General features: G+C 39.0%; 11 protein-coding genes. 2 read left to right on the top strand and 9 right to left on the bottom strand.

The features are described 5' to 3' along the window. From H5185_RS11800 to H5185_RS11765, 8 genes are all read right to left on the bottom strand, one after another. The coding region (locus H5185_RS11800; protein ID WP_182742174.1) for a hypothetical protein at nucleotides 1-885 on the bottom strand (885 nt) is incomplete at its 3' end. A gap of 72 nt (nucleotides 886-957) precedes the next feature. After that, nucleotides 958-2,091: a DUF3150 domain-containing protein gene (locus H5185_RS11795; protein ID WP_182742173.1), complete on the bottom strand. Its 1,134-nt coding sequence runs from the start codon at nucleotides 2,089-2,091 to the stop codon at nucleotides 958-960. 77 nt (nucleotides 2,092-2,168) lie between these two features. Next, entirely contained in the window at nucleotides 2,169-2,681 is a 513-nt protein-coding gene (locus H5185_RS11790) for a hypothetical protein (protein ID WP_182742172.1), read from the bottom strand. A gap of 47 nt (nucleotides 2,682-2,728) precedes the next feature. Continuing rightward, entirely contained in the window at nucleotides 2,729-3,760 is a 1,032-nt protein-coding gene (locus H5185_RS11785) for an AAA family ATPase (protein WP_182742171.1), read from the bottom strand. 87 nt (nucleotides 3,761-3,847) lie between these two features. After that, nucleotides 3,848-4,486, bottom strand: a complete 639-nt coding sequence (locus H5185_RS11780; protein WP_182742170.1) for a hypothetical protein — start codon at nucleotides 4,484-4,486, stop codon at nucleotides 3,848-3,850. Nucleotides 4,487-4,567: 81 nt separating this feature from the next. Then, on the bottom strand, nucleotides 4,568-4,747 hold the full coding sequence (locus H5185_RS11775; RefSeq protein ID WP_182742169.1) for a hypothetical protein: 180 nt from the start codon (nucleotides 4,745-4,747) through the stop codon (nucleotides 4,568-4,570). Nucleotides 4,748-5,024: 277 nt separating this feature from the next. Next, on the bottom strand, nucleotides 5,025-5,384 hold the full coding sequence (locus H5185_RS11770; RefSeq protein WP_182742168.1) for a hypothetical protein: 360 nt from the start codon (nucleotides 5,382-5,384) through the stop codon (nucleotides 5,025-5,027). A 69-nt stretch (nucleotides 5,385-5,453) separates the two neighbouring features. Then, entirely contained in the window at nucleotides 5,454-6,011 is a 558-nt protein-coding gene (locus H5185_RS11765) for a hypothetical protein (RefSeq protein WP_182742167.1), read from the bottom strand. A 951-nt stretch (nucleotides 6,012-6,962) separates the two neighbouring features. Between H5185_RS11765 and H5185_RS11760 the strand changes: the two genes are divergently transcribed. Further along, nucleotides 6,963-8,096, top strand: coding sequence for an RNA-guided endonuclease TnpB family protein (locus H5185_RS11760; protein ID WP_182742166.1), 1,134 nt, complete (start codon nucleotides 6,963-6,965; stop codon nucleotides 8,094-8,096). 783 nt (nucleotides 8,097-8,879) lie between these two features. On the opposite strand, the gene H5185_RS23285 is transcribed toward H5185_RS11760, so the two are convergent. After that, nucleotides 8,880-10,739, bottom strand: coding sequence for an ATP-dependent helicase (locus tag H5185_RS23285; protein WP_182742165.1), 1,860 nt, complete (start codon nucleotides 10,737-10,739; stop codon nucleotides 8,880-8,882). 252 nt (nucleotides 10,740-10,991) lie between these two features. On the opposite strand from H5185_RS23285, the gene H5185_RS11750 reads away from it, so the two are divergent. Beyond that, nucleotides 10,992-11,846: a hypothetical protein gene (locus H5185_RS11750; RefSeq protein WP_182742164.1), complete on the top strand. Its 855-nt coding sequence runs from the start codon at nucleotides 10,992-10,994 to the stop codon at nucleotides 11,844-11,846. Nucleotides 11,847-11,854 lie beyond the last annotated feature (8 nt).

The raw sequence follows: 11,854 nt of genomic DNA, 5'->3' as shown, positions 1-11,854 counted from the left end.
TTCGCTATCGTCTGAATCCCTTGAGTCATCTTGACTGTCGCTATCATCTGAATCGCTTGAGTCACTTTGACTGTCGCTATCGTCTGGATCACTTGAGTCATCTTGACTGTCGCTATCGTCTGAATCGCTTGAGTCACCTTGACTTTCGCTATCGTCTGAATCCCTTGAGTCATCTTGACTGTCGCTATCATCTGAATCGCTTGAGTCACTTTGACTGTCGCTATCGTCTGGTTCTGCTTTATTATCTTCAATCCAATCTATTAGTAGTTGAAATATTGATTCAGCAGCATTGAAACAATGTTCAGTACTAACTAAACCGTCTATTACTTCTGTACTTAATAATGAGTGAATATCGGTATAAAATTTTGGTCCAAAAATACTCAAAACACGCTTATCTGTGTCATTAAAAATATCTGACACAGGTTGTTCTAAATAACTGCGAACTTTGAATAACACCCAAGCCTGTACATACATTGGAACAGGTGCTTCATCGGGTAAAACCCTGAAAATACCTTTCTCTTTACAAAGCTCAACGAGTTTTCTCAAGGTTAATCGTGTTCCACGAAAATCAGCAATTAAGCGGCGTTCTTGATGATAATCATCAAGTGCGTTAAGCAGTCCTTTTAAATAAGGACTTCTATTTGCTGCCTCATGATACCAATGTGAATTAGTATAATTTTCATGCCCTAATTCATGATCGCAAAACCCCATCGACATAGTGATAAAATCATCATCACTAAAATCACCAATTGGCAGATTTATACGTCCAGGTACATGATATGCCTGTGTGCCGCTAAAAGTGATATCCATATTATTGTTGGTTGTAAGCACTCTACTTAAGTTTCTATATTTCCTAAGTAATTTTGCTTTATTCTGTATAGTCATTGGTGTCCTCCAGACAAATATTTGGAGAACACCAATCCCCAAAGGGGGTAAGTGTTCTCCCATTGGGGTTATTTAAAAGCCTAGACCAAAACCTAATTGGTCGGGCTCTTGATTTGTGAAGTCAATATCAACGGAACCCTCGATAGAAAAATTGTCTACCGGTGCATTTACTTTCGTCGTATCAACTACATCTTGTTGTGCTTCAAACACACTTAAATCTTCATCTAAGCTAGTAGAAACAGATTCCCCTAGTACACCAAAATCGTCTTCTATAAATTCAGGTTCTACTTCTAAAGTAAAACTATCTGAAGCATGATTTCGAAGCATGTCAGGGTTTGACATCACTAAGGTCCAGCGCGCTAAATTAGATAAATTTGCCCCCTCAATCCATCCCGTGCGAGGCATTGAATTAAGAACGACATTGGTTTGAGCTACCACTTTCTCGATATTGTTATCTAGAAACGATAACCCTTCTAATTTATCGATTAAGCGTTTAAAAGTATCTTTAATCCGCCTATTAGCTTTAGTCCGCGCAACTTTATGACCATTAGTATCTGCGACAAAAAATGACTTGTCGTAAATGTCACTGGCCATCTTTGCTACTTCACCATACAAATTACTTAAAATATCATCTGCGAGTTCTTCAGCAGACTCTTCATCGCCTTCAGCAATCAAAGGATTAAATGCTACCGGTGGTAACATTTTCATTTTGAAGCGTCCACCAAACTCAGCCTTGTCCATTGTGTAACGTCGCATAATATCTGCAACATCCAAATTCGACATTTGCCAATCACTCACAAGCGAATCGTAATTGTCGAGCATGTCGTTCAACGCCATTTCCCAATCAATCTCAATAGCTTTAATGTCGTTTTGAAGATCATCTAATCTTGCCAATGGCACGATTGTCATATCTCCCCAACGAACGCCGTAAGAGCTCAATACTCTAGCAATCGCCTGTTTTGCTTTACTTGTAAAATTAAGGGGCTCTTTTGGAAACCAGCGAATCTTTGACCCTTTAATAGAGTCTGAATCCTGCAGTACTCCGTCAAGTTCCACTTTAACTTTAGGTAGAGATTTCTCTCCACAAGCTGCTAATGAAATAACGTTAACCACACAAACACCTCGCTCTAACTGTGTTAAACGAGAGCAAAGTTCTGATGATGTAGTAACGGCTTGATGTGTTGAAGTTGTTGTTGATGTATCCATGATTGCGTCCTCCAGGACATAAAAAAGGGATACATCAAGCCCATAAGGGATGAATGTATCCCTTAAGGGGGTTGAGTTTATTGCTTAATAACACCTGAGTAGTTGATTAGACCGTCTAAGTTGTAACCTTTTCCTTCTTTGCTGTTGATCACTCTAATTCGCTCAGCTATTCCAGCTTCACTTGTTAAATCTATCAAATTGTTCTCATAAAGAACCCAGCGCCCAAGGGTTTGGTCATTTTTAAACATTACAACTACTTTGGTATGGTTTTCTGCGATTGCCCATTTTTTCCCTGTGGGATGGACGTATAGCATGAAGTTTAGTTTTTTGTGTGTAGCAGTTACTTGAGAAGCTCGATACTGAGTAAATTCTATTCGTTTCTCACCATCAACGATTTCGCATATTAAATGTCTACAGCTTTTTCTCAATCCAATATTTACATTAGACTTTGAATCTACAATGCCATTTACTTTCAATATTCGATTACCATCGACCGAACCTTCAATAATAAACAGTCCATCCAAAGAAACAGCCGCCCAACTTGACTTGCCGTCCCAATGTTCTGATGAAATATTAAATGCTTCGAACACTGTACCTAGCGGTATAGCGTCCCAAGCTTTAGCTATTGAAGGTTTAACTACTTTTTTGCAAGTAAATCTTTAAGCGTTTTATCAATATCGTCTCCAAATACCTTAGAAACAATATCATTCACAATTTCAGCATCTTCGGGGCTAACCGATTTTAAAAATACTGAATCTAATGATTTTCTCAATGTACGGAAAACACCAAATGCTTGAATATAATAAGCCCAAGCAACAACTACCCGTGTAGAAAATATGCATTGAATAGGATCTTCTATATCGCCATCACGATTGACACCAAGCGCCGCATCTCTAAAAGCATTAGCGAGCTTAATGATATCGTTGCGTAAGTGAAGTGGAAGCCTAGGAGCAAACTTTTCAAGGATCTTCGACTCTTGAATGACATTTGGGTATACCGTTTCAATCCACATAAAGCGGCTTAAAAAGGCTTGATCCATCTGATTTGATGTAATGTAACGTTCATCATGACCAGTGCCATAAGTGTTTGCTGTGCCAATAACAAAGCACTGTGGGTGCTTAGTTATAGTTTCTTTGAACATTTCCAATGGCCATGGTTTACCTTCGACGAGCAAATGCATTGCTGAAGTCAGTTCACCACTTGCTTTATCGAATTCATCTAACAACAAAATACCGCCGTTGATGTATGCCTTCGCTGCAGGACCATATTCTTTACGTGTAACCGTTTGGTTGTTTTCAACATCTAATACATAACTTCCCTCTAAATCTTGTGGGTTCATGCGTGCATGAACTTTCACAATATAAGTAGGTAAATTGAGTTTATCAGCCAAGTACAACGCCAATTCCGTTTTACCGGTACCAGTGTGACCTTGTAAACCCAAGCTTAACAATTGATGTGGAGCCATAAGCCAAACTAATGCAAGTTTCGCGTTTTCTGACTCTGGTATATACATCGGATTAGATGCAATACAGTCAGGGTGGCGATGCTTACGACGTTTTAACATGACTGTTGATGGTTCAAATAACTCAGGAAATACCAAATGAGCAGATACTTGTTCCATTTCAGTGTAATCAATTGGTGCTGTTGCGTTTATTGCTAAAGCTGACATAGTGTGTCCTCCAAGGACTGAGTATTGGACACACTAATCCCAATGGGAGTTGTGTGTCCCAAGTGGGTTATTTAATTTATAGCTCTGTTATGAATTGATAGCGTTAGCTAAATATTCATTCATAACATCTCTAGTTGTGACGCCTGCAAGATAAAGATCATCCATTAGTTCGCCTATTTGCTTTAAAATTGTGACTAACTCGTAATCTTCATTAATATGCTTAACGAGTGTAATCATTACGTTTTGTTTCACGACTTTAACGCCTATTTTTTCTTTGAACATTTCACCAAAAAAATTAGACCAATGAACAAACTCTTCAAGTTGATCAACTTCAACCGTCTTGCCGTATTTTTTCATTATATGTCTAACTTCATCCCGTATTATCCGAGGGTTATATCCAGCATAACGACACACTTGTGCGAACTGCGGTGTCGATTGCCACATAATTTCCTCTTTAAATAATTCGTTATCAGGTTGCGCATTTCGTAATATCTCAAGGCTTCTTATTAACATGCCATTTAATAGCATATCAATATTATCTTGAGTCCATTCAATGTGATACTGATTAGTGGAGTGTTGAAAGTGTGGGTCCATCATCATCATCGTAGAACATTTTTCATTGCCTCGACGAATCGAATCAACAATATCTTTATCTAAAATATGATGAATGGTTTCAGGTAGTGACCAAAATGGTTGTTCCTGACAATTGTTTTTGGATTTACGCATTGGTGTGTCCTCCAGGACCGCGAGATACACCAATCCCAGACGGGTGATGTTCCCGCGTGGGTAGTAAAATCTAAATGGGGTTTACTTACATAAATTCATCAACTGACTCATTTCTAAGTCAGTACGAGACAGGCGGCGCGAAGTTTTTATAAACTTTGAGTCACCAAATTCTGAATCTCGGATTTGTATAAGTTTTTTTAGAATTTTCTGTTTGCGACGTCGATAGTATGCCGCTTGAGATGATAGGGTTTTGTTACTCATAGTGTTCTCCAAATTTTGAGGAACACAACCCCTTGAGGGAGTGTCCCTCATGGGTAGTTAAGCAAATATGTTAGTTCTGGTGGTCTTTCAATTTTTGTTTGGCTTTGAATTCATCAAAAGTCGCTATATGGTAAATTCCCATACATAGGCCCCCAACAATAACAATACCAAGTGAAACATAAGGCATCCAGTAACTAAACGATTCTGTAATCATAATACTCGGGTTCATGTTTATGGCTCCATGTATTCATTCTAACACTGTTTGAATTTCAAGCAATTAATCTTCATTTTTTACATTCCAAAACGACCACACTATTGCGCTATATACGATAAAAAAGCTTAGACCAATAAAGGTAAGCCAAAATGTCATATAACTAAACGCCATACTTATAAAAGCAAGGCCAACAGGCAATGATATAGTTCGAATGAAGTCAAAAGCGAAGATAGTTAAACTCTGAGCCTCCTTCTTATATACAACTAAACGGCTATGTAAATAAGCCAAAGAAGACAAGATAAAAAGTAGATGCAAAGCTAATTGAATGAAACTTGGATCTAATTGCAATGCAATGGTAAATCCAAACAAGCTAATGTTAAATAATTCCTCCTGAGTAATTATATTGATTAAATTTTTATTCATAGGCATTCCTTAAAATTAAACAAGGAATGCGTACCCACAGGGACGATTTCCCTGTGGATTGAAGTTAAATTAATTCTGAAAACCTGCACCTCTTTGAAAAGAGTTATTAGGTCTAGAATCATGTTGTTGCGGAGCATACTGCGGCGCATGTTGTTGCGGAGCATTACGCTGTGCATACTGCGGCGCATGTTGTTGCGGAGCATTACGCGGTGCATGTCGTTGCGGGGCATTACGCGGTGCATATTGCGGCGCATGTTGTTGCGGGGGATTGTTATAGTTATTTTGTTGTGATGCGTTGTTTACGGTTTTAGCTATGTATTCAACGATTTCATTAATAACCACTTTCGACCCATAACGTTTTTTACTATTTTGAGGTTGGTAATTATTTGCGGCCATGAATCCTGAAATTGTCATTTTATCACCAACATTAGGTTGAAAATTGAGCTTCGCAGGAATATAAGCTTCGAGAAACAGTGTATCTTTCGTTTCCCATTGGCCATTAACCATCGAACCTTCGTTATACGCTAACGAGATTGCACATGCACCGCCCTGAATGGGTTTTACTTGTGAAACATTGCCAGTGAAAACGAGAGAGTTTTGACGAGCTGGTTGAGTTGTAGTGTTCATAATAATGTGTCCTTCCATATAAGATAGTTAACCCATAGAAAAGACACGTTTCCCCCAATGGGAAAATGCTTCCCTATGGGGGTAGTTAGCCAAAGGCTCTCACATCATCTATATCGCTTAGATATTAATAATGTCGGTCACTATCATCATTTCTGAAAATAGCCGCTCGGGTTTCCCATGTTGAGCTGACATGCGTTTATATAAAAATTAATTTCAAAGCCAAAAGAGGCTTAAAAAATTAATAAATAGGGATAAACGATTGAGGAACTTGTCAAAGCGAAATCGACTCGCAAATCGTTTTTGATTTGATTAGTTAATTTGAGTGACGACACCACCGCCGCCACTCGCGTAATTTCAACGCCGAAGAATAATCTCCGCCACTAAACGTTATAGTGAATTAACTTCCCATCACATTCCATAAGAATGGACGTACAAGAATTTTGTTTATAATCAATGCAGGAACCGCCATCGCTAAGACAATAATAATTTCCATACTAATCACCCTTTAAGTTTGTTGGTCTCATCGAATTCCCCTTGTAAAAGAGCATTTGAAGAGACCAACAAAAAGGTTACACAAATGGGTAAACCTTAGTGTTAGCTTCAAAATTCACATTAACGAACAACCCCCCATAAGAGTGGTTGTACGATAATTTTGTGAATGATGATTGCAGGAATGATTAATGAAGCAATGATTACGATTTCCATAAGTGTGTCCTCCTGGACAATAAAGATGAACACACTTATCCCAAGGGATTAAATGTGTCCCATTGGGTGAGTAAATTATTAAATTAACGATATAGGTTTAAAAAATTTTTATTTTATCAGATTTGCCCCTTTCACTCCCCGCCCTTCAGGGCGGGGAGTGAAAGGGGCGGCAGCGAAGCGGCCTTGTTGTTGACCTTGCATTGCGATTCTCTTTGATTGGTTTCACACAAAGTATATAATCCGTGTATGGACATTAAACGCGCTTACCGATTTCGGTTTTACCCATCACCTGAACAAGAAACCATCCTTGCTCAGACGTTCGGCTGTGCGCGTTTTGCCTATAACCACATGCTGCGTTTGCGTACTGACGCTTGGTACAAAGAACAAAGGCGCGTCGGCTATCACGAAACATCAGCCGCACTCACTTTGCTGAAAAAACAACCTGAATTTGTTTGGTTGAACGAAGTGAGCAGTGTCCCTGTACAGCAAGCGTTACGCCACTTGCAAACCTCGTTTAGCAACTTCTTTGCCAAACGTGCTGCATACCCCAACTTCAAACGCAAGGACGACAAGCAAGCAGCGGAATACACCGCCAGCGCGTTTAAGTGGGATGGCACGACGCTGAAATTAGCGCGAATGAGCGAGCCGCTGAACATCGTTTGGTCACGCCTAATTCCTAAGGCCGCCAAGCCCACCACTGTTACCGTGTCGAAAGATAAGGCTGGACGGTACTTTGTCTCACTCCTGTGTGACGATGGTGTACAGGCCAAGCCCGAAGTAACGGGCAAGGTCGGCATTGATTTAGGACTAACGCATTTCGCAATCCTCTCGACTGGCGAGAAAATTGCAGCGCCCAACACGTACCGCAAATACGAAGCGAAACTGGCTAAGTTGCAGCGCCGTTTAGCCAAGAAGCAGAAAGGCTCTAAAAATCGCGGCAAAGCCAAGCTGAAAGTCGCCAAAGTCCACGCCGCCATTACAGATAGTCGCAAAGACTTTCTGCACAAGCTCTCAACTCAGTTGATTAACAAAAACCAAGTTATCGCTGTTGAGACGCTAGCCGTAAAAAACATGGTCAAAAATCGACACTTGTCCAAGTCCATCAGTGATGCAGGTTGGTCGGAATTTGTACGCCAACTGGAATACAAAGCGCTTTGGTCAGGTCGTACATTGGTCGGCATCGACAAATGGTATCCATCGAGCAAACGCTGCAATTGCTGCGGATATGTGATGAAGAAATTGCCGCTCAATATCCGTACTTGGGAATGCCCCGAGTGCAAAACAAGCCACGACCGCGACATTAACGCGGCGCGGAATATTTTGGCCGCGGGTCTAGCGGTGTCAGCCCTTGGAGAGACTGTCAGTCCTGTTTGCATCTAATGCACTCCGGCAGGTTTCGTTGAATTGGGAATCCCCTTCCTTTCCAGCTTGTCTGGCGAGTTATGCGCGAAGCGCGAACGAGAGGTGGGGTAGCAGTCAAATCGTAAGTTTCTTAGTTTATGTCGTAACTTGCTTAGTTCGAATCTAGTCATGAGAATAAAAAACTGAATCTGAGTTACTTTAGTAATTTCTGAATCAGGGTTTATCATATCGCTTGAAGTAGATTTTGACATAAATGTGTCCTCCGGACGGTTAAATTAAGAGAACACAATGATCCAAAAGGGATATTTGTTCCCTTAAGGGGTGGGGTTGTTAGTTAGGGGGTTGTTTAGGAAAATGCGTAATGTTTTCTAGGAAAATTTACACATTTGACATTAATTACTTCGAAAAATAACTAACCGCTCGGGTTTCCCATGGTGAGCTGACATGCGTTTACTAAAATCTTTAAGGTCTACCTATTTAGGTAAAAATTAAAAAAATGAGGATAAACGATTGAGGAAACTAGAAAAATCAACAAGCAAAAACCACCTGCACCGACCTAATACAAAGCGAGGTCTTAGAGGCAAACTTTGGTTGTTAATTTGGGATTATTTTCATAATTAATTAAAAATTACAAAAATGGGGAGATGTATATTACATCGATATTTCATTGGGATTGATATGAGCAAGGCTCAATATTTTATGATGTTTTACATCATGTTATTTTTGTAATCTACTTTATAGATAACGGATAAAAATTTACTACATTTGCTTTAATGCTGCAATGCTTTTGATCACAATTTATTATATAAAATTCTCAACGTCAAAAGCATTAGTTAAAAATCTTGAGGGCGTACCCAACCATGAAAGATACAATTTTGTTTTCGCTCGGGACATCGCCACATAAAGCAAACGCCGCTCTTCTTCAATTGTTTCCTCGTTCATAATAGTCCCAGGCATTTTATGAGGAATGTTTCCTTCATCCAATCCCTTCAACCAAACTACATCCCACTCTAAGCCTTTTGAGCCGTGAAAGGTGGTGAGTACAGGAAGTTCAGAACTTGCCTTTTTTTTACTTTTTTGATTAGTCTGGTCCTCTATCCATTGTAGTTTATCGACCAACTGTTCCCTATTAATACCATGCAAAATTTCAATAAAAGTCAATTTAAAGTCTTGGATACCTTTCCCCAAGTAATCACCTAATGTATTACAAACATCATGAATAAACATCCGAATTTCTTCTTCATCGGTACATGTAGATAGGTGCCAATACTGTTGACACTTTTGATGAAAACTAATCGTTATTGGTTGCAACGACCACTCGTGAGTATTGCAGTGACCAAAGCCTAAGCCATCTAGTGATTGATTGATCTGAACGATTTGTTCTTGGGATTCTCTCAAATAAACCAAGCTTGGAATTAAATGGGCTGTGGTATTTAACTGTATAATTGAACAAAAAAAGTTCAACAACACTTTGAGATTATCACTTTCCCAGATCGATTTACTATTTAATCGGGTGCAGTCAATACCATTCTCACTTTTTAAATACGCTTCTAATACGTCAAGCTCCCCATTTGTTCTAGCAAGCACAGCAACTGATTCATCTTCATTCTCATTTATCATGTCTAAAATGCCTTCATGCTCTTCGTCCAAATCTTGAACACCATGGAAAAACACTTCGCCCTCATCTGTCGATCCTGAATTCATTTCTTTATCAATGCGGTCTTTGTTTTGCGCAACAACGGCACCGGCTGAAGTTAATATCTCACTACCACATCGGTAGCACATGCTTAACGTATGAAATTTGACGTTAAAATCATCTTGGAACATTCGCATTCCCGCCACTCCAAGGGCCCCTCTGAAGCTGTAGATTGATTGATCATCATCACCCACACAGGTAATCATTGCGCCACCAAGCCCATGACACTTAACCCAAGAGTATTGCACTAAATCTGTATCTTGAAATTCATCTACAATAATTTGTGTGCTATCTATGGGCTCAATATCCCCAACTAACAATGCTTTTGTTATCTCCACACACATAATATCCATCGGCCAATATTTTAACGCCGCAAGTTTATTCAAGTAGTAGGTATAGAAATGCTCAATGCCTTTTGGAAACTCATCTTCAAAATCAAAACTTATCGTGTCATGGAATGGGGTTACACTTAACTCTTTCAATAACAAGTTGCTGATCGTTTTAAACTTTAGTTTTTTGGCTTTTAATTTGGGCTCGACATATTCATTGCCATGCTTATCATGCGTTTCATAAACATTGACATAGACATCTTCGCCTATACTCAATAATCTTCTGTATTCTTCAATAATAAAATCCGATACCCTTTTTGCACTGGCTCCAGTTAACAACTTCCGGCCACTAAAACTTGGATGCTTTTTCGTTTGGCTCCATATTAATGAGTGGAATGTCGATACAAATACTTGTTTTCGCTTTTGCCCTCGAACCAATTTACCCACCCTAGCCTTCATCTCTGCGGCGGCTGCTTGTGTGAATGTTAAAGCAATAACTTTATTGGCAGGATTTTGAACAAGGTTACTTATGAATGAAATCATTGTGTGTGTTTTGCCTGCCCCTGGCAGGGCAAGAACAAGGTTATGATTATCTTGACTCGCAATAACGCCAGCTTGCTCAACACTTAAACTCACAGCTTTACCCTAAATATTAGTGAATGTGATGCAATAATATCAGACAACATTTTCATTTCTTTTAGGTTCAGAGACTCATTCGGACTTTTAAATCGATTTTCGTAGATTTTTTTTGGTATTTTATTAATATTGCTTCAAAAATATTCTTCAATACTGGGAATTGCCAATTGTGTAGACTGTGATTGTCATGGTTGCCCCATTTCTAACTGGTGTTAAGCTATACATAACAAATAAAGATAAGGACTTAACCTAATGAATGCGTTAAACAAAAAACTATTAGTTCTCGGTATGTTAACAAGCATGATGATTGGTTGTGCTTCTACCGACCCCTACACGGCTCAGAGCAATGATGATTTTGTTTATGACTCCAATATGAGTTTTGCTATGAATGTTGTTGATGGCAGTTTAGGATTTCATAATGGTTTACGCGATACCGATGCGCCTAAAAATAGCGACACGACTCCCGGCACTTTAGATTATGCCGCTGATGGCATTATTGGTGCTGCATTTGGCGGTGGCCTCGGTGGTGGATTGCTCAGTATGCTTGGAACTAACACGGCTGACGCCCCGTTGAATCGTGTGTACGGTATTGCATATATGCCGATTAGCGACACTTCTAAAAGCGAAATAAATAGAGTGTTTGAGAAAGTAGATTTAGATATAAAAAATACTATTTTAAATAATTTTGAATTATCATTTTTAAAAACTAAAGTGAATAAAACAAATAACTATAAATATTTTTACTTCAAAGGCGAACCTTGCTCAACATATCTGAAGGCTATTGGAGATAAATCTAATGATGATGAATGTGTATTTGGTGGTTATGCCGAGAAACAATTACTCAACATAAGCACTTCTACACCTGATGGTAAAAAAGGATTATTCGCCGTAATTGGTCTTTCTAAAATGTCTACAGGACAATTTTATGACTTTTATTCATCAACTGAATATTACACCTTTTACCCAAAGGGCTTCGAAAGCACATTTCCATTTGTAACTCATAATGGAAAAGCATATCTTTTTATAAAACCTAGTAACCAAGTTGAAAGTTTCATGTCTATTAATAACTTAAGAAAAGTTAATTTCAAAGTAGATAACTATTTTTAGTAAAAAGC

Source organism: Shewanella sp. SG44-6 (assembly GCF_014164185.1).
Taxonomy (GTDB): domain Bacteria; phylum Pseudomonadota; class Gammaproteobacteria; order Enterobacterales; family Shewanellaceae; genus Shewanella; species Shewanella vesiculosa.
Note: the sequence above shows the minus strand (reverse complement) of the source record. Positions and strands in the feature narration are given on the sequence as shown.

Coding starts and splice junctions, on each gene's coding strand:
- H5185_RS11795 (WP_182742173.1), bottom strand. CDS start 2,091: ATGGATACATCAACAACAACTTCAACACATCAAGCCGTTACTACATCA.
- H5185_RS11775 (WP_182742169.1), bottom strand. CDS start 4,747: ATGAGTAACAAAACCCTATCATCTCAAGCGGCATACTATCGACGTCGC.
- H5185_RS11760 (WP_182742166.1), top strand. CDS start 6,963: ATGGACATTAAACGCGCTTACCGATTTCGGTTTTACCCATCACCTGAA.
- H5185_RS11765 (WP_182742167.1), bottom strand. CDS start 6,011: ATGAACACTACAACTCAACCAGCTCGTCAAAACTCTCTCGTTTTCACT.
- H5185_RS11770 (WP_182742168.1), bottom strand. CDS start 5,384: ATGAATAAAAATTTAATCAATATAATTACTCAGGAGGAATTATTTAAC.
- H5185_RS11750 (WP_182742164.1), top strand. CDS start 10,992: ATGAATGCGTTAAACAAAAAACTATTAGTTCTCGGTATGTTAACAAGC.
- H5185_RS11785 (WP_182742171.1), bottom strand. CDS start 3,760: ATGTCAGCTTTAGCAATAAACGCAACAGCACCAATTGATTACACTGAA.
- H5185_RS11780 (WP_182742170.1), bottom strand. CDS start 4,486: ATGCGTAAATCCAAAAACAATTGTCAGGAACAACCATTTTGGTCACTA.